General features: G+C 65.1%; 16 protein-coding genes and 1 pseudogene. 3 read left to right on the forward strand and 14 right to left on the reverse strand.

Annotated features, from left to right (window positions below):
• Nucleotides 1–33: 33 nt before the first annotated feature.
• The 14 genes from CCZ27_RS23745 to rpmH all read right to left on the reverse strand — a co-directional run bounded on the left by CCZ27_RS23745 (nucleotide 34) and on the right by rpmH (nucleotide 10947).
• Nucleotides 34–360, reverse strand: coding sequence for a hypothetical protein (locus CCZ27_RS23745; RefSeq protein WP_157748658.1), 327 nt, complete (start codon nucleotides 358–360; stop codon nucleotides 34–36).
• On the reverse strand, nucleotides 357–2873 hold the full coding sequence (locus CCZ27_RS19960; protein WP_096451123.1) for a DUF927 domain-containing protein: 2517 nt from the start codon (nucleotides 2871–2873) through the stop codon (nucleotides 357–359). The genes CCZ27_RS23745 and CCZ27_RS19960 overlap by 4 nt, the downstream gene beginning before the upstream one ends.
• The gene (locus tag CCZ27_RS19965) at nucleotides 2857–3156 is read right to left on the reverse strand and encodes a hypothetical protein (protein WP_096451125.1); all 300 of its coding nucleotides are present in this window, start codon (nucleotides 3154–3156) and stop codon (nucleotides 2857–2859) included. The genes CCZ27_RS19960 and CCZ27_RS19965 overlap by 17 nt, the downstream gene beginning before the upstream one ends.
• A 10-nt stretch (nucleotides 3157–3166) precedes the next feature.
• Nucleotides 3167–3403: a helix-turn-helix transcriptional regulator gene (locus CCZ27_RS19970; protein WP_096452816.1), complete on the reverse strand. Its 237-nt coding sequence runs from the start codon at nucleotides 3401–3403 to the stop codon at nucleotides 3167–3169.
• Between the two features lie 165 nt (nucleotides 3404–3568).
• Nucleotides 3569–4276 (reverse strand): hypothetical protein, encoded by a 708-nt coding sequence (locus CCZ27_RS19975; RefSeq protein ID WP_096451127.1) that lies wholly within the window; start codon nucleotides 4274–4276, stop codon nucleotides 3569–3571.
• A gap of 94 nt (nucleotides 4277–4370) precedes the next feature.
• Nucleotides 4371–4823: a hypothetical protein gene (locus tag CCZ27_RS19980; protein ID WP_096451129.1), complete on the reverse strand. Its 453-nt coding sequence runs from the start codon at nucleotides 4821–4823 to the stop codon at nucleotides 4371–4373.
• Between the two features lie 42 nt (nucleotides 4824–4865).
• Nucleotides 4866–5144 (reverse strand): hypothetical protein, encoded by a 279-nt coding sequence (locus CCZ27_RS19985; RefSeq protein ID WP_096451131.1) that lies wholly within the window; start codon nucleotides 5142–5144, stop codon nucleotides 4866–4868.
• Between the two features lie 87 nt (nucleotides 5145–5231).
• Complete coding sequence (locus tag CCZ27_RS19990) at nucleotides 5232–5552, reverse strand: immunity protein CdiI family protein (RefSeq protein WP_157748659.1); 321 nt, start codon at nucleotides 5550–5552, stop codon at nucleotides 5232–5234.
• 17 nt (nucleotides 5553–5569) lie between these two features.
• The gene (locus CCZ27_RS19995) at nucleotides 5570–6874 is read right to left on the reverse strand and encodes a tyrosine-type recombinase/integrase (RefSeq protein WP_096451135.1); all 1305 of its coding nucleotides are present in this window, start codon (nucleotides 6872–6874) and stop codon (nucleotides 5570–5572) included.
• Nucleotides 6875–7220: 346 nt separating this feature from the next.
• Nucleotides 7221–8573 (reverse strand): tRNA uridine-5-carboxymethylaminomethyl(34) synthesis GTPase MnmE, encoded by a 1353-nt coding sequence (mnmE, locus tag CCZ27_RS20000; RefSeq protein WP_096451137.1) that lies wholly within the window; start codon nucleotides 8571–8573, stop codon nucleotides 7221–7223.
• Nucleotides 8545–10209, reverse strand: a complete 1665-nt coding sequence (gene yidC, locus CCZ27_RS20005) for a membrane protein insertase YidC (RefSeq protein ID WP_096451139.1) — start codon at nucleotides 10207–10209, stop codon at nucleotides 8545–8547. The genes mnmE and yidC overlap by 29 nt, the downstream gene beginning before the upstream one ends.
• A gap of 33 nt (nucleotides 10210–10242) precedes the next feature.
• Entirely contained in the window at nucleotides 10243–10452 is a 210-nt protein-coding gene (gene yidD, locus CCZ27_RS20010; protein ID WP_096451141.1) for a membrane protein insertion efficiency factor YidD, read from the reverse strand.
• The gene (gene rnpA, locus CCZ27_RS20015; RefSeq protein WP_443081516.1) at nucleotides 10449–10874 is read right to left on the reverse strand and encodes a ribonuclease P protein component; all 426 of its coding nucleotides are present in this window, start codon (nucleotides 10872–10874) and stop codon (nucleotides 10449–10451) included. Before rnpA ends, yidD begins: the two co-directional genes overlap by 4 nt.
• Nucleotides 10813–10947: a 50S ribosomal protein L34 gene (rpmH, locus tag CCZ27_RS20020; protein WP_002926183.1), complete on the reverse strand. Its 135-nt coding sequence runs from the start codon at nucleotides 10945–10947 to the stop codon at nucleotides 10813–10815. Before rpmH ends, rnpA begins: the two co-directional genes overlap by 62 nt.
• A gap of 283 nt (nucleotides 10948–11230) precedes the next feature.
• On the opposite strand from rpmH, the gene dnaA reads away from it, so the two are divergent.
• The 3 genes and pseudogenes from dnaA (at nucleotide 11231) to gyrB (ending at nucleotide 16465) form a co-directional block, all read left to right on the forward strand.
• Entirely contained in the window at nucleotides 11231–12727 is a 1497-nt protein-coding gene (dnaA, locus tag CCZ27_RS20025; RefSeq protein ID WP_096451145.1) for a chromosomal replication initiator protein DnaA, read from the forward strand.
• A gap of 45 nt (nucleotides 12728–12772) precedes the next feature.
• Entirely contained in the window at nucleotides 12773–13882 is a 1110-nt protein-coding gene (gene dnaN, locus CCZ27_RS20030) for a DNA polymerase III subunit beta (protein ID WP_096451147.1), read from the forward strand.
• Nucleotides 13883–13964: 82 nt separating this feature from the next.
• Nucleotides 13965–16465 (forward strand): annotated as a pseudogene (gene gyrB / locus CCZ27_RS20035) (DNA topoisomerase (ATP-hydrolyzing) subunit B).
• Nucleotides 16466–16476 lie beyond the last annotated feature (11 nt).

Consider the following 16476-nt stretch of genomic DNA (forward strand, 5'->3'; position numbering starts at 1 on the left):
GAATTTTTCCGCCGGGGATGTACTCGGCTTCCGTCATTTCACTTCACCATGTTTTTCTGTGGGAACAGTGGGAACATGCGGCATCCCTTGCGGCACAAGGCTTTCCGTGTTCCCACATGCGCCGCCCCTTGTGGGAACAGTGGGAACAAACAGCCAGCCGTAGTGCAGGGCGACGGCTGAATGCGCGATTTCATGCGCGTAGGACGCCAGCAATTCAATCCGCAGAATTTGCGGATTCGGTTTGTTCCCACCTGTTCCCACAACTTTTTCACCTGTGGGAACAGCGGAAACCCGCATGGATACAGGGATGCCGCATGTTCCCACTTGTTCCCACAGTTTTTGGGTGCAACTCGCTTTCACTCGTCGCCCTCCCACATGCGCCCGGTGAAAACGTAGCAGCGCACCAGGCCCAGGCCGGGAACACGCACACGCTGCGCGATATGGCGTCCCTCGCCGGGTTCGATCCATCCGGCCTCAATCAGCGCCCGCGTTGCCGCCTTCGCGTCAAATCCCGCGCATACCTCGCGCCGGAACACTTCGGGCAGCACCAGGAATTCGCGCCCGCCGTCGTCCATCGTGCGCACGAAGCCGGCCCGATTGACGATAGGCCGGTCATTGGGGAAGGCGTCATCCAGCAGCGCGAAGCGACTTGCGCCGTGCGCCTCGAAGAAGGCCCGCACCTGCCCCAGCATGGCGCGTTCCTCACGATTGCCGATGCCGCCGAAGCCTTCCAGCCAGGCGGCAAAGCATTTCCGCGCCGCCGTGGTCGCCTCGCCTTCGGCCCAGCCGGTCAGGCCATAGCCCGGCCCCACCAGATCGCACCCGCTGGCAAGCTCGCCAGCCATCGCCACCAGGCCGAAGCGCCGCGCAACGCGCAACACCTGCCCGGCGGCATCCTTCGGCGCAACGTCCGCCACGAATTGCTTGATGCCTGCCGCGATGAAGTCGGCCAGCTTGGCGCGGTCGGCCACGATGCAGCGCAACCAGGCCAGGCCCACCCCGCCGTGGTATCGGGTCGCGGCATCCTTCAAGGCCAGCGCCAGCGCCGCCGGGGTCGGTTGATCGTGCAGCGCCTCGAATGCGCCCATGCCTGCGCCTGCATCCGCGTCCAGATCAGCCAGGCGGATTTCCTGCCCGGCATTCACCTTGCGCCCGGCCCGCGCCATCAAGGCCGTCAGCGATTCCTCGCCCGCCGACAGGAACAGCAGCCGCCAGCGGGCAGACTGCCGCGCCGTGCCGGTGCGCGATGCCCGCGCCTTGCCTTGCCCATTCGCCAGCAGGTAGGCGGCTTCGCCTGCTTCCTTCGGGTCTATCTGGCTCAACTCGTCCAGGATCAGCAGGCCATCGTTATGCAGCGCGGCCAGCCCTTCCAGCCCGTTCGCCGTCGCCCGCCATAGCCGGGGATAGGCCGATGGATCGCCCCACACGGAAGCCGCCACCTTGAGGGCGGTAGTCTTGCCCGACGATGACGCGCCCCGGAAGTGGAAGCCCCCGGAATCCTCGCCCACCACGTCGGCCAATGCGCCCGCGAATGCCACGGACAGGGCGAACACCAGGCGGGAATTACCGGCGGCCAGTCGGCCCACGGAATCGCGCCATTCTTCCACGCTGCCCGCCACGGAGTAGGCCGGTTCGATGGCATGGGCATTCTGGAACACCACAATTTCCCCATCCTGCCCGATGGATTCAGCCGGGGTCACGAACACGCCCCCATGCCAGCCCAGCCGTTCCACGCATCGCGCCCGATTCTCTACCGGCCAGACTTGCAGGAAGGACGCCAGCAGGTCGCGGGCTTTCTTGCCGGGCGAGATAGCCAGGCCCAGCCGCGCCAGTTCGCGCCGCACGTCCGCACCGTCGCCCTGCAACAGTTCCAGTGGCATCGCCCATTGATGGGTCACGCCGTCGTCGTCCTTCCATTCCAGCAAGCGCCCCCACTCGCCAGACTTGGCGTCGCGGGTCATGGCCCGCACTTGCAAGGCGGAACAAATCCAGAGGGCGGGCAAGCGTTCGCCGTGCTTGTCGGTGCCGATGAAGGCCACGCCAGCGGGGGAAACTTCAAACTCCCCATTGCCATAGGCGCAGCGTTCGCCGCCGGTCGCGCCTTCGACATAGCGCCCGGTGCTTTGGGCTATGGTGCGCACTTCATCCACCGACAAGGGCGGGCAGCATTTCGCTTCGTTCTCGATTTGCAATGCCGCCTCGATGGCATCCACGGTCAGCCCTTTGCCGCGCAGTGACGCAGCCAGGCGGAACAGGGTGTCATTGCGCCGGCCTTCCGTGAAGCCCTCACCATCGGCCGCCAGGGCTTGCGCCTTGCGGTCGGGGGCAGGTTCGGTTTGCAGCGCATCCAGCAGCCAGGGCGGAACATCCGCCACGGTGTCGGCATGTTCCACCTCGCCGCCGTGGGCAGGCCACCAGACGATATAGCCGCCATCGCCCCGCGTATCCAGCCCGTCGCCCAGCTTGCTCGCTGAGTTCTTCAACAGCTTGCCGTCGGGATTGCGGAACAGGTAGTGCGCCCCGCCGCCGCGCTTCGTTCGGTGGGTGCGAGTTTCCGGCAAGGCCCAGCCCTGCGCCTGCAACGTAGCAAAGCCGTCCTTGCCGTTCTTTACATCCACGTCCAGCACGAACAGGTCGGAAGCCTTGCCCGTCGGCACGCCCACCAGCGCATCCCGCCATTGCGCGGCCCAAGCGGCAACCTGCCCGGCATCCGTGGTCGCATCCTTGAAGCCGTGCGCCGTGCGTGGGTTCTTGCCGTCGGGATTCTTCGGCTTGCCGTCGGCTTGAATCTTCCCGTTCGGCTTCTCCCAGCAGGGAAAAACGGGGATGCCTTGCGCCAGCAGGGGGGCGGCACGATCAGCAAAGGTCGTCATGCTGCACCGTCGCTTTCCGATAGTTCAGCCAATCGGGCAGGCTGTCCCATTCGCTACCGAAGTTGAGCACCTGACCATCCGGGCAGAGGATCGCCGGGTCTTCGCCGTTCAGCACTTCGCGCACGGTCACAGGCCAGGTGCAGCCGAGTTCATCCAGCGCCCAGGCAATGACAGGCTCCCGCGATGCCTCGCAGATCGCGCCGGCTTCATCGAAGCATGGCGTCAGAACGTAGAATCCGGGCAGGGCAGGCGTGACAAACAGAATCTTGTCGTCGTTAAGCATGGCTCGCCCCTTATGCCTTACGGCTCTTCTGGATTTGGGCGGCCAGCCAGCCCTCTATTTCGGCCTCGACCCAGCCGACAGCCTTTGCGCCGACAGCTACAGGTTTTGGGAAGGAGGGGTCGTAGTCGCTGGGCCGCTTGGGATTGCGCCGCAGCTTCGCGTAGATGGTGGAACGGGAAAGCCCGGTGCGGGCTTCAACCTGCTTGCGCCGAAGGATCGTCAGCGCATTTTGGATTTGTGCGGCCATGCTCGTAACTCCGTAGCACTCGCCGGAACATACCGGCATGGACACGGATTGAATGCCACACGAGCGAGGGGAAATAGCCTCAGTCGATGCGGAGAATTGGGCGCGGACAACTCGAAAAATCGTCCCGGGACTGCGCCACTACTCGCGCCGCGAGGGCGCGGGGAATTACTTGCGCGGCCCGGTAGGTAGGCCGTCAGCCCGCAGTATCGTCGCCATAACCTCGGCCGTTCGATTCGATACCCCTTGCTGTTTCAGCCACTCGATAACCTGCTGATTCGTGGGCGCGGTCGTGTTGTCGGCGGGATCGTAGAGCTTCCAGAATCTGTCGGCGGCCGTTGCCAGCTTTCGTAGCAGTTCCGTTTCGTAATCCCCCCACGGCCATTTGGCGCCGCCCCCAACTCGCAGCCCTTCCGGTGCCACTGGATAGCCGCCCGCCGCATTGGGGCGGGGGAATTCATCCGGCAAGGCCCAGGCCAGACCACGCGCCCAGGTCACGAAGTCGGCAACCTTTACCACAGTGCGTTCGGCATTCGCCGTGCCGTCGGCAATCGGTAGCACTCCACGAGGGGCGAGGTTCCCGGCAGCAATGCCCACACGCTGCAAAAAATCATGCAGCAGGGAGGCCCGCTTCGCGCCTTCGGCCGCGTCCTCAAGCGGATAGAGTTCATCCGAATCCGTGCCGTTGAAATGAGGAATGGCAACTTGCAGCACCCACCCAGGGGAAGCAAAGGCCGGGTGCAGGCCCACGGACAGGGCGCAGAGGGAACCCAATTCCAGCGCGGGGTATTGGGCGAGATAGGCCCAATCGGGGGCGAATATGTCCCACCCCTTCACGCGCGCCGCCACGGTTAAGTCGTCGTTGTTGTCCATCATCGCGCCCCTTCACGCTCGCCCCTTGAATGGGTGCCGCGCCGGCCGGGCAAGGGTTCCCGGTGTTCGCCCCGTCGGGCTAGGCGCGGCTTGATCGTCATTCTTTTGGCTTTGGTGCCGGCGTTGCCTGCTGCCGCCGATTTGCTTCGGCTCGCTGCATCAATACCAGCTTGACCGCCAGTTCCTTCGTTGCCTTCATGCGTTCCGAATACAAGCGGTAGCGGGTTTCCGGCGAGAGGGTCGAAGCATCGAGCATCGCCTCGTATTCCTGCCCGCACTGGTCGGCGGTTGCCGTGGCAATGTCGGATGCCGGGGAAACCCGGTCATCCATCGAGGCAACGGCTCGCCACATGCACACTTGCCACGTGGCCTTGGCGTCGTCCATTTTTAAAATCCGCTCGCACCGTTCCGCCTGCTGGTTGAAGTCGGGGGCGTCCGGCATGACCTTCTGTTCAGCCAGGCATCGGGCCACCCGATCCCCGTAAGGCTCAGCGAATGCAGCACCAGCAGCGATTGCGCCGGCCAGCAGTAGCAAACGGATAACCTTCATGGTGCCCCCTCCTGTCAAATAGCCGCCCGAAGGCGGCCCGGTTCATGCGGCTTTGACTGCTGCCAGATTCGGGAAGCGAACCGCACACGCGGCCCTGAAACCGTCGTTGCAGAAATCCTTTGCCTGTCCCAAAAGAGCATCAATTGCCCATAGGGTGTTACTCACTTCCTCGAAGGACATCACGTCCCCGAAGTGGATACCTTCCTCGTCCTGCTGGCAGTTCTCCGTCAGTGATCGCAATACCGCCCGCGCCTGGCATAGCCGCATGGCGACGTCGTCGAAGTGGTCGGTCAGCGGTTTGATATTCTCTTGGTCAGCCATGATGCACCCCTTTATGTCGTTGCATTGTGGTTAGGGCCGCCCAGGTGTTCCCGCACCTCGGCGGCCCGCTTGCCTGAAACCGTCAGGCTACGGAAAGACGATGACCTTGCGGCCGTCGTATTCAACTTGGTATTCATCCCCGACGAAGCGGGCCAACTCGAAAGCCAGCATCCGCCCCTCGTCCTTGAACCTCTCCCAGGGGAATGCATCAGGCCGTTCCGGGAGATAGTCGTCATACCATTCAATCCAGCGGGCGAAGCGTTCCGCCAGCCAGTCGGGCAGGCCCAGGGCTTCATGGCTCGCCATACTTACCGGCCCTTGCCCCGGCTCGCTGCCCGCTTGCGGATACCAGATGCCGCTGCTTCCCCAATCAGGCCAGACGCGCAAGCGGCCACGGTCGTATTCCATCCACTGCGCCCCCATGGTCATGCCGCCCGATACGCTTTGCCGAAAGGCCCGATGATGACCTTGCCGCGCCCGTCCTGAATCTGGCTATCCACGAAGTCGGCCCACCATTGCAGCATTTCGCGCCGCTGGTCGGCATACTGCGCCCGGTTATAGACGCCCCGGATGCCCTTGGTTTCATGGGCCAGCGCCTTCTCGATCCAGTCGCTATTGAAGCCAGCTTCATGCAGATGGGTGGAAGCCGTGCGCCGGAAGTCATGAATCACGAAGTCGCGCACCTCGATTTCCAGCGCTCGCACCGCAACGTTCAAGGTGCTTTTCGCAATCGGCTGTTTCAGGTCACCACGGCTGGGGAACACCCAGCCGGAACCGCTCGCCAAGCCCTTCAATTCCTCGAACATCGCCACCACCTGGCGGGACAGGGGAACGAGGTGCGGCTTGTCCTTCTTCATGCGCTCGCCGGGGATAGACCACTCGGCGCGGTCAAGGTCGATTTCCTCCCACTTGGCCTCGATCAGTTCCGATTTTCGCACCATGCACAGGATCAGCAGATGCAGCGCCAGCTTGTGTGCCCGCTTCATGCTGGATTGGTAGATGGCCCGCAACAGCCGCCCGATTTCCTCTGGCGTCAGGGCCACGTCGCGGCTCTTGGCCTGTGCGATGAACTTCGCCTCGATGGCCGCCGCTGGGTTGAACGTGGTTTTCTCCCGCGCAATGGCGTAGGCAAACAGCCGTTTCAGCACGTTTCGGGTTTGCAGGGCCATCTGGTCGGCCCCGCGATTCTTGATCTTGTCGGTAATCGCCAGAATGTCGGTCACGGTCACGTCGGCAACCTGCTTCGCGCCGATGGCCGGAATCACGTCCTTATCCAGTACCCGCTTCACGTTGCGCGGGTTACTGTTGGCAGGCTCCACAATCTCGGCATACCACCGCCGGGCGAAGGCTTCCACGGTGTCGGCGGCCTCTTTCACCTTCGCCCGCTCCACGGCCTTCATGCACCAGTTGCGGACGAAGGCTTGCGCCATTTCCTTGACGGCGGGGGCGGCATCGTCCGGGACAGGATCGCCGCGCTTCAAGGCCATGGGGGACAGGCCGCGCCCGGCCAGCGCCTTGCAGTCGTCCCGCCAGGTGCGGGCTTCGCCCAGGGAATAAGTGGGGTAGTCGCCCAGCGTCACCTTTTCCTGCTTCCCGGCGAGCCGGTAGCGCAGCCGCCAGACTTTCGCCCCTCCGGGCATCACTTCCACGAACAGCCCGCCCTCGTCGGCTTCCTGATATGCCTTCTCGCCGGGCTTGAGATTCCGCAGCTTCGTATCCGTCAGTGCCATGATTCCACCCTCCACCATTGCGTGTGCCCATGATCGTGCGGCTTCATGGGCACACTCGAAACCCTTGGGCACACAGCCTGAATGCCGCGTCTGGCGCAGAATTCAGCCGTTCATGCCCGCCACCTGTGCCCATCAATAGCCGATTTCTCCGCCCCTTACTGCTGGGCATTGGGCACAGACTTTGTGCCCATGGCCTCAAGGAGAACACCGCCATGGGCACAATCATGGGCACAAGTTTATGCGGATTCAATCGGAACATGCAAGCCCATTACAGAACAAAAAGCCCGCAGTTACGCGGGCTTTCAAGGGTTTTTGCGGAAGCACCCGGACTATGCCGGAACGCTCACTATTTTCCGATACAGAAGCGCGAGAAGATCACCCCCAACAGGTCGTCGGCAGTGAACTCGCCGGTGATCTCGCCAAGGCTGTCTTGCGCCAGCCGCAGTTCCTCCGCGAGGAGTTCGAGCGCACGGGCCTGCTCGCCGGCTTCGATCACATGCCCGAGCGCCTCGCGCAGCGCGCGCAGGTGCCGCTCGCGCGCCAGGATCACGTCCTCGCCATGCGCATGCCAGCCGGCGACCCGCAGCAGTTCGGCTCGCACCAGGTCGACCCCCACTCCGGTCCTGGCCGACACGAACAGGCGCACCCTGCCCCCGGACTCGGCGCGCTGCGGCGCCTGGCCCGCCAGGTCGATCTTGTTCGCCACAACGATGCGCTCGATCCCGGCCGGCAATCGCGCGTCGATGCCGGACGACGCATCCTGCGCCGAACTGGCGTCGGCCAGCAGCAGGATCACGTCCGCGCGCTGGATCTCGCGCCAGGTGCGCTCGATGCCGATCCGTTCCACCGTGTCCGCGGTGTCGCGCAGGCCGGCGGTATCGATGATGTGCAGCGGGATGCCCTCGATCTGTATCGTCTCGCGCAGCGCATCGCGCGTGGTGCCGGCGATCTCGGTGACGATCGCCCTGTCCTCGCCGGCAAGCTGGTTCAACAGGCTGGACTTGCCGACATTGGGTTCGCCCACCAGCACGACGTTGAGCCCGCTGCGCAGCAGGGCGCCCTGCCGGGCACGGTCGAGCACGCCTTCGAGCCGGGCGCGCAGTTCCGCCAGCCGCGGCAGGGCGCGCGTGCGTTCGAGGAATTCGATCTCTTCCTCGGGAAAATCGAGCGTCGCCTCGACCAGCATGCGCAGATCGATCAGCCCGTCGCGGATGCGATGGATCTCTTCCGAGAAACGGCCCGACAGCGAGCGCACCGCCGAACGCGCCGCCGCGGCGGTCGAAGCCTCGATCAGGTCTGCCACGCCCTCGGCCTGGGCCAGGTCGAGCTTGCCGTTGAGGAAGGCGCGCCGCGTGAACTCGCCCGGCTCGGCCACGCGCGCGCCGAGCTGCAGGCAGCGTTCCAGCAGCAATTGCATCACCACCGGGCCGCCGTGCCCCTGCAGTTCGACGACGTCCTCACCGGTAAAGGACGCCGGCGCGGGGAAGAAAAGACAAAGGCCCTCGTCGATCGCCTCGCCCGCTTCGTCGAGGAAGCGGGCAAAGCGGGCGACGCGGGCCTCTGGTTCGCGTCCGGTCAGCGTGCGGGCGAACTCGCTCAGCCCGTTGCCGGAGACGCGCACGACACCGATGCCTCCGCGGCCCGGTGCCGTGGCGATGGCGGCGATCGTGTCAGGCCGCCTTGCCGCCGGCGTTTCCACTCTCGATCATCCGCGTGATCTGCCACTGCTGGGCGATCGACAGAATGTTGTTCACCACCCAGTACAGCACCAGGCCGGACGGGAACCACAGGAACATGAAGGTGAACACGATGGGCATCGCCATCATCACCTTGGCCTGGATGGGATCGGGCGGCGTCGGGTTGAGCTTCATCTGGATCAGCATCGACACGCCCATGATGATCGGCAGGATGAAGTACGGGTCCTTGGCCGACAGGTCGGTGATCCAGCCCAGCCACGGCGCCTGGCGCATCTCGACGCTGCCCAGCAGCACCCAGTACAGCGCGATGAACACCGGGATCTGCACCAGGATCGGCAGGCAGCCGCCGAGCGGGTTGATCTTCTCGGTGCGGTAGAGATTCATCATCTCCTGCTGCATCTTGACCTTGTCGTTGCCGTGCAGCTCCTTCATGCGCTGCAGGCGCGGGCCGAGCACGCGCATCTTCGCCATCGACTTGTAGCTCGCCGCCGACAGCGGGAAGAAGACGAGCTTGAGCAGCACGGTGACGAGGATGATCGCCCAGCCCCAGTTGCCGGTCAGCTTGTGCAGCCAGGCCAGCACCCAGAACAGCGGCGCGGCGATGACGGTCAGCCAGCCGTAGTCGACCACCAGATCCAGCCCGGGCGCGATGTCGTGCAGCTTGTCCTGCTCCTGCGGGCCGGCGTAGAGGCGCGTCTCCACCTTGCCGGAGGCGTCGTCCGCGATCTGCGCCACCGGCAGGATCACGCCGGCGGAATACATGTCGCTGCCCAGCGCGCGGGCGAAGAATTCGCGCTGCACGCCCTGGGCCGGCAGCCATGCGCTGACGAAGTAATGCTGCACCAGCGCCACCCAGCCGTCCGGGGCCGTCTTGGCGAACTTGGCCTTGCCTTCGCCGATCTCCGAGAACTTCACCTTCTGGAACTTTGCCCCGTCGGTGTAGAAGGCCGGGCCGATGAAGGTCTGCACGCCGCCGAAACCTTCCGGCGTCTCCGCCGGCTGGCCGTCGCGGGTGAGCTGGAAATAGGCATGCGGTTCGATCGCCTTGCCGCTGGCATTGCGGATGTCATACGCCACGTCCACCAGGTAGCTGCCGCGCTTGAACGTCATGACCTTGGCCACGCGGATGCCGTTCTGCTCCGGCGCCTCGAGGCGCAGCACCACCGCATCCTCGCCGTCCTTGAGCTTGAGTTCGCCACCGGGCAGCGCGAACAGCGTCTTGTGCGTCGGCAGCCCTTCGCCGATGAGGCCCGTCTGCGCCGTATAGACGTGCGCGGAGCCGTCGTCGAACAGCAGGAAGGGCTTGCTGTGGTCTTCCTTCTGCTTGTGCTGCTTCAGCTCGAGGCGGACGATATCGCCGCCCTGGGCCGACACTTCGGCGCGCAGCAGGTCGGTTTCCACCGCCACGCGCGCGGCGCTCGCCACCGCGGCGGCGGCCTGCTCGCCCGGCACGCCGGCCTGGGGGGCTGCCAGGGTTGCGCTCGGCGTCGGCACCGAAGCGTCCGCTGCCGGCGACGCGGCTCCGGCGGATGCCGCGGTCGGCGCGGGCGCCGGCTGGTTGTGCTTGACCCAGCCTTCCCACAGCATGACGATGGAAAAGGCGAAGACGAGAAAGAGGATGAGGCGTCGTTGATCCATCGGAGTGGTCTTATCGTTGGTCAAGAGACAGAGTCAGGGAACAGGATCATACCCGCCCGGATGGAAGGGATGGCAGCGCCCCACCCGCCTGAGCGCGAGCCAGCCGCCGCGCAGCGCGCCATGGCGCTGCACCGCCTCGATCGCGTATTCGGAACAAGTGGGGTGGAATCGGCAGTTGCGCCCCAGCATCGGGCTGATCGCATACCGGTAGAAGCGCAGCAGCGCGATCAGCACCGTCTTCATGTTCGGGGCAGCCTCTGGAACAGCGCGAGCAGGTCGAGGTTCAGCTCGGCCCGCGTCGCATCGGTCACCGGCGCATGCAGCCTCACCACGAGATCGTGCGCCGGCAGGCTTTCGCGCCGGCGGCGGAACAACTCGCGCGCGATGCGCTTCACCAGATTGCGCACGTTGGCCCGCTTGGCCAGCTTCTTGGCCACGACCACGCCCAGGCGGGCGGTGTCGAGTCCGTTGGGCCGGTAGTGCAACATGTAGTAACGCCCGCGAAGTGCGCGCCGAAAAGCAAAAACGGATGAATACTCATCCGTTTTGTGCAATCTGTGAGCGCTGCGGAAACCCTGGTCAGCACTCGCGGGCTCTGCCACCTCAGACTGCGAGGCGATGACGGCCCTTGGCGCGACGAGCACGGATGACCGCACGACCGCCACGGGTCTTCATGCGGACCAGGAAGCCGTGGGTGCGCTTGCGGCGGACGACGGAAGGTTGGTAGGTGCGTTTCATGATCGGATTGCCGGTGTTAGGTCAAACCGTGGATTGAAATTGATAATCCCATGTTTGTCAATAACAATTTTTGCCCGACCCTGTGGATAAGTCCCCTCGCGGGGGTTAGAATGACGCCCCTGAACGTCTTGCCGGCAGCCCCGGTTCATCGCCCTGCGCGATCCCGGAGCCGTCGGCGATCGAGACCCTCGACAAGTTCCCGACCGCCACGAGTGGCCCGTCGCTTCCGCCCTGCGCGGCGGCTGGGCGCGGGTAGCGTGTCGCTCAACCGAAACGCCGCTCCGTGATCCAACAATTCTGGTCTTTCTGCCTGACGCGACTTGAACAGGAACTGCCCCAGCAGCAGTTCAACACCTGGATCAAGACGCTGCGCGCCGAAATCGCCGAGCGCGCGGACGGTCCGGCCCTCACGCTGTACGCCCCCAACCGCTTCGTGCTGCAGTGGGTGCGCGAGCGCTACCTGCGCCGCATCGCCGAACTGGGCGAGGAATTCCACACCGGCCCGCTGGCCATCGAACTGCAACTGCCCGCCGGCGGCGCCACGCGCGCCGTCGCGCCGGCGGCAGGCGCCGCGGCCAGGGCCGTGACCGAGGAAGATGCCGTCGAGAACGGCGCCGAAACCGCCGGCACCGCCGCCGCGGCCCTCGCGCCGCCGCCTGCCGCGGCAGCGCGCCCGGCCGCCCCGGCGATCGCCGCGCCGCGGCCCGAGCCAGAAGCGCCCCTTGCCGCGCCCACCTCCGCGCTCGACATCGCCTACGAGAAGACCCGGCTCAACGCCGACTTCACCTTCGGCACCCTGGTCACCGGCCGCGCCAACGACCTCGCGCGCGCGGCGGCCATGCAGGTGGCGCAGAACCCGGGCACCTCCTACAATCCGCTGTTCATCTACGGCGGCGTCGGCCTGGGCAAGACCCACCTGGTGCACGCCATCGGCAATGCGGTGTTCAGGCAGAATCCGCGCGCGGTGATCCGCTACGTGCACGTCGAGGACTACTACGCCGACGTGGTGCGCGCCTACCAGCAGAAGAGCTTCGACGCGTTCAAGCGCTACTACCGCTCGCTCGACATGCTGATCATCGACGACATCCAGTTCTTCAACAACAAGAACCGGACGCAGGAAGAGTTCTTCCACGCCTTCAACGCGCTCACCGAGGCGCGCAAGCAGATCGTCATCACCTGCGACACCTATCCGAAGGACATCCAGGGCCTGGAAGACCGCCTCATCTCGCGCTTCGACTGGGGCCTCACCGTGCAGATCGAGCCGCCCGAGCTGGAGATGCGCGTCGCCATCCTCAAGAAGAAGGCCGAGGCGCTGCGCGTGGCGGTGGACGACGACGTCGCCTTCCTGATCGCCAAGAACCTGCGTTCCAACGTGCGCGAACTCGAAGGCGCGCTGAACAAGGTCGTCGCCTACGCCCGCTTCCACGGCCGCCCGATCGTGCTGGAAGTGGCCAAGGAAGCGCTCAAGGACCTGCTGCACGCACACAACCGCCAGCTCAGCATCGAGCACATCCAGAAGACGGTCGCCGACTTCTACAAGATCAAGGTCGCCGACATGCACTCCAAGAAGCGCACCCGCATCATCGCGCGGCCGCGCCAGGTGGCGATGTGGCTCGCCAAGGAACTCACGCCGATGTCGCTGCCGGCCATTGGCGAAGCCTTCGGCGGGCGCGACCACACCACCGTGCTGCACGCCTGCCGCACCATCACCGAACTCAGGCTCGGCGACGCGCAACTGAACCACGACGTCCACGTGCTCACCCAGGTCCTGCGGGGCTGAGCATTCCCAATCCTTCCGATCAACCCAGAGATCCGATCTGACGCCATGCTCCTGCTCTCCACCACCCGCGATGCGCTGCTGGCCCCGCTGCAGTCGGTTGCCGGCATCGTCGAAAAGCGCCACACGCTGCCGATCCTGTCCAACGTGCTGATCGAGAAGCACGGCGACCAGTTGACGATGCTCGCCACCGACATCGAAATCCAGATCCGCACCACCACCGGCGGCCACATCGGCGGCGAGGACGCCTCGATCACCGTCGGCGCGCGCAAGCTGCAGGACATCCTGCGCGCCCTGCCCGACAGCGCCGAGATCAACCTCACGCTCGACGACAAGCGCCTCACCGTGAAGGCCGGCCGCAGCCGCTTCCAGTTGCAGACCCTGCCCGCCGCCGACTACCCGCGCATGAACCTGCCCGACAGCGACGCCACGCGGCTCACCATCAGCCAGCGCAGCTTCAAGCGCCAGTTGGCGCAGGTGTCGTACTCCATGGCGCAGCAGGACATCCGCTACTACCTCAACGGCCTCCTGATCATCGCCGACGGCGCCGAGCTGCGCATGGTCGCCACCGACGGCCACCGCCTCGCCTACGCCTCCTCCGAACTCGAAGCCCCCGTCGCCCAGCGCACCGAGGCCATTCTGCCGCGCAAGACGGTGCTCGAACTGGCGCGCCAGCTCGCCGACAGCGACGATCCGCTCGAGATCCTGCTCGCCGGCAACCAGGCCGTGTTCCGCTTCGGCCCCATCGAACTCGTCACCAAGCTCATCGACGGCAAGTTCCCCGACTACGAGCGCGTAATCCCGCAGAACCATCCCAAGCTCATCAGCTTCGACCGCCAGCCGCTGCTCGGCGCGCTGCAGCGCGCCGCCATCCTCACCAACGAGAAGTTCCGCGGCGTGCGCATGGTGCTGGAAGACGGCCTCCTGAAGATCGTCTCCACCAACGCCGAACAGGAAGAAGCCCAGGACGAACTCGAGATCGACTACGGCGGCGACAAGCTCGACATCGGCTTCAACGTCACCTACCTGCTCGACGTGCTCAACAACCTGAACTCCGAAACCGTCGACTGGCGCTTCAACGACGGCAACTCCAGCGTGCTGATCTCCCTGCCCGGCAACGACAGGTTCAAGTACGTCGTGATGCCGATGCGCATCTGACCCGACGCTCCCGAGGGGCGGCCCGCCGCCCCCGCCAAGACTCACCGCGGCACCCCGTTCTTTACGAATCACCGAGATGACCATGTCCGAACCGCAAAACACGCCGGCCCAGCCTTCCCAGGATCCCAACGCCTACGACGAATCCAGCATCCAGCAGCTCGAAGGGCTGGAAGCCGTCCGCAAGCGCCCCGGCATGTACATCGGCGACACCTCCGACGGCACCGGCCTGCACCACATGGTGTTCGAAGTCGTCGACAACTCCATCGACGAAGCGCTGGCCGGCCACTGCGACGACATCGCCATCACCATCCACGCCGACAACTCCATCTCGGTCGCCGACAACGGCCGCGGCATCCCCGTCGGCGTCAAGATGGACGACAAGCACGAACCCAGGCGCTCCGCGGCCGAGATCGTCATGTGCGTGCTGCACGCCGGCGGCAAGTTCAACCAGAACAGCTACAAGGTATCGGGCGGCCTGCACGGCGTGGGCGTGTCCTGCGTCAACGCGCTGTCGAAATGGCTGCAGCTCACCATCTCGCGCGACGGCAAGAAGCACTTCATCGAATTCCACCGCGGCGTGCCGCAGGACCGCGTCATCGAAGTGGTCGACGGCATCGAGACCAGCCCGCTGAAGATCGTCGGCGACACCACCAAGCGCGGCACCCGGGTGCACTACCTCGCCGACGACGAGATCTTCGGCACCATCGAATACCACTACGACATCCTCGCCAAGCGCCTGCGCGAACTCTCGTTCCTCAACAACGGCGTCAAGATCCGCCTGGTGGACCAGCGCACCGGCAAGGAAGAAGACTTCGCCTTCGCCGGCGGCGTGCGCGGCTTCGTCGAATACATCAACCGCACCAAGACCGTGCTGCACCCCAACGTCTTCTACGCCTCGGGCACCACCCGCATCCCCACCGGCCACGGCACCGATGCCGAACTGTCGGTGGAAGTGGCCATGCAGTGGAACGACAGCTACGCCGAACAGGTGCTGTGCTACACCAACAACATCCCGCAGGCCGACGGCGGCACCCACCTCACCGGCCTGCGCGCCGCGATGACGCGCGTCATCAACAAATACATCGAAGAAAACGAGATCGCCAAGAAGGCCAAGGTCGAGATCACCGGCGACGACATGCGCGAAGGGCTCGCCTGCGTCCTCTCGGTCAAGATGCCCGACCCCAAGTTCGCCAGCCAGACCAAGATGAAGCTGGTCTCCTCCGAAGCCCGCCCGGCGGTCGAAGAAGTCGTCGCCAGCAAGCTCGCCGACTTCCTGCTCGAAAACCCGATCGACGCCCGCACCATCTGCAACAAGATCGTCGAAGCCGCCCGCGCCCGCGACGCCGCCCGCAAGGCGCGCGAAATGACCCGCCGCAAGGGCGTGCTCGACGGCGTCGGCCTGCCCGGCAAGCTCGCCGACTGCCAGGAAAAAGACCCGGCGCTGTGCGAGCTCTACCTCGTCGAGGGCGACTCCGCCGGCGGCTCCGCCAAGCAGGGCCGCGACCGCAAGTTCCAGGCGATCCTGCCGCTCAAGGGCAAGATCCTCAACGTCGAAAAGGCCCGCTTCGACAAACTCCTGCAAAGCCAGGAAATCGCCACCCTCATCACCGCGCTCGGCACCAGCATCGGCAAGGACGACTACAAGCCCGAAAAACTGCGCTACCACCGCATCATCCTGATGACCGACGCCGACGTCGACGGCGCCCACATCCGCACCCTGCTGCTCACCTTCTTCTACCGCCAGATGCCCGAGCTGGTCGAGCGCGGCCACATCTACATCGCCCAGCCGCCGCTGTACAAGATCAAGCACGGCAAGACCGAGATCTACATCAAGGACGACCACGAACTCAACGGCCACCTGCTCAAGCTCGCCCTCGACGGCGCCAGCCTGACCCCGCGCGAAGGCGCCACCCCCATCATCGACGAAGCCCTCGGCGGCCTCGCCGCAGCTACCTGCTCGCCGAAGCCGTCATCAAGCGCCTGGCCAGCTACATCGACCCCGAAGTGCTGCAGGTCATGCTCGCCCACGACCTCCAGGCCAGCCTCGCCGACGAAGCCGCCGCGCGCGACTCCGCCGCCCGCATCAAGGCCCACCTGCCCGACGGCCTCACGATCTACCCCGAATACCACGACGAATCCGAAGGCTGGCGCCTCACCATCGAACGCATGCACCACGGCAACCGCAAGTTCGGCTGGATCGAGCACGACTTCCTCGTCTCCGGCGACTACCGCAGCATCCGCAACGCCGCCGAAGCCATCAGCGGCCTCATCGGCCCCGGCGCCGAAATCCGCCGCGGCGAAAAACGCCAGCCCGTCACCCGCTTCGCCGACGCCATCGGCTGGCTGCTCAACGAAGTCGAACGCGGCCTCACCAAGCAGCGCTACAAGGGCCTGGGCGAAATGAACCCCGAACAGTTGTGGGAAACCACGATGGACCCGGGGGTGCGCCGGCTACTGCGCGTGCAGATCGACGACGCGATTACTGCGGATGAGATCTTTACGACGCTGATGGGAGACAACGTGGAACCGCGCAGGGCGTTTATCGAGGGGAACGCGTTGTATGCGCAGAATATTGATGTTTGAGGTTGTAGGAT

It is taken from the genome of Thauera sp. K11, assembly GCF_002354895.1.
Classification (GTDB): Bacteria; Pseudomonadota; Gammaproteobacteria; order Burkholderiales; family Rhodocyclaceae; genus Thauera; species Thauera sinica.

Bases quoted from the DNA above. Each gene is read 5' to 3' on its own strand.
- CCZ27_RS19960 (WP_096451123.1), bottom strand. From the start codon at position 2,873: ATGACGACCTTTGCTGATCGTGCCGCCCCCCTGCTGGCGCAAGGCATC.
- CCZ27_RS19965 (WP_096451125.1), bottom strand. From the start codon at position 3,156: ATGCTTAACGACGACAAGATTCTGTTTGTCACGCCTGCCCTGCCCGGA.
- CCZ27_RS19970 (WP_096452816.1), bottom strand. From the start codon at position 3,403: ATGGCCGCACAAATCCAAAATGCGCTGACGATCCTTCGGCGCAAGCAG.
- CCZ27_RS19975 (WP_096451127.1), bottom strand. From the start codon at position 4,276: ATGATGGACAACAACGACGACTTAACCGTGGCGGCGCGCGTGAAGGGG.
- CCZ27_RS19980 (WP_096451129.1), bottom strand. From the start codon at position 4,823: ATGAAGGTTATCCGTTTGCTACTGCTGGCCGGCGCAATCGCTGCTGGT.
- CCZ27_RS19985 (WP_096451131.1), bottom strand. From the start codon at position 5,144: ATGGCTGACCAAGAGAATATCAAACCGCTGACCGACCACTTCGACGAC.
- CCZ27_RS19990 (WP_157748659.1), bottom strand. From the start codon at position 5,552: ATGGAATACGACCGTGGCCGCTTGCGCGTCTGGCCTGATTGGGGAAGC.
- CCZ27_RS19995 (WP_096451135.1), bottom strand. From the start codon at position 6,874: ATGGCACTGACGGATACGAAGCTGCGGAATCTCAAGCCCGGCGAGAAG.
- yidC (WP_096451139.1), bottom strand. From the start codon at position 10,209: ATGGATCAACGACGCCTCATCCTCTTTCTCGTCTTCGCCTTTTCCATC.
- yidD (WP_096451141.1), bottom strand. From the start codon at position 10,452: ATGAAGACGGTGCTGATCGCGCTGCTGCGCTTCTACCGGTATGCGATC.
- rpmH (WP_002926183.1), bottom strand. From the start codon at position 10,947: ATGAAACGCACCTACCAACCTTCCGTCGTCCGCCGCAAGCGCACCCAC.
- dnaN (WP_096451147.1), top strand. From the start codon at position 12,773: ATGCTCCTGCTCTCCACCACCCGCGATGCGCTGCTGGCCCCGCTGCAG.